The sequence below is a fragment of the Myxococcus llanfairpwllgwyngyllgogerychwyrndrobwllllantysiliogogogochensis genome (assembly GCF_006636215.1).
Classification (GTDB): Bacteria; Myxococcota; Myxococcia; order Myxococcales; family Myxococcaceae; genus Myxococcus; species Myxococcus llanfairpwllgwyngyllgogerychwyrndrobwllllantysiliogogogochensis.
Map to the genome: position 1 here is coordinate 1 of NZ_VIFM01000703.1, position 493 is coordinate 493.

At 61.1% G+C, this 493-nt stretch carries 1 protein-coding gene; it reads left to right on the forward strand.

The window, feature by feature from the left end; translation table 11 throughout:
• On the forward strand, positions 1-493 hold a 493-nt coding region (locus FJV41_RS55545; RefSeq protein WP_141649602.1), incomplete at both ends, for an ATP-binding cassette domain-containing protein.

Genomic DNA, 493 nt, shown 5'->3' on the forward strand with positions numbered 1-493 from the left:
TCATCGAGGCACCGATCGCGGTGCGTGGCGTGCCGCGCGCGCAGGCCGAGCAGCAGGCGCGCACGCTGCTGGAACGGGTCGGCCTGGCCGACAAGGCCGATGCCTTCCCGCGCCAGCTGTCCGGTGGCCAGCAGCAGCGCATCGCGATTGCCCGCGCGCTGGCCAGCAATCCTAAAGTATTGCTGTGCGATGAAGCCACCAGCGCCCTGGATCCGGCCACTACCCGTTCCATTCTCGAACTGCTGAAAGACATTAACCGTCGCCTGGGACTGACCATCCTGTTGATCACCCATGAAATGGACGTGGTTAAACGTATCTGCGACTGCGTGGCGGTCATTAGTAATGGTCAACTGATCGAGCAGGACACCGTGAGCGAAGTCTTCTCCCATCCGAAGACGCCGCTGGCTCAGCAGTTTATTCAGTCCACTCTGCACCTCGATATTCCGGATGACTATCAGGCGCGCCTGAAACCTACCGCCACAGCGGATAGCGT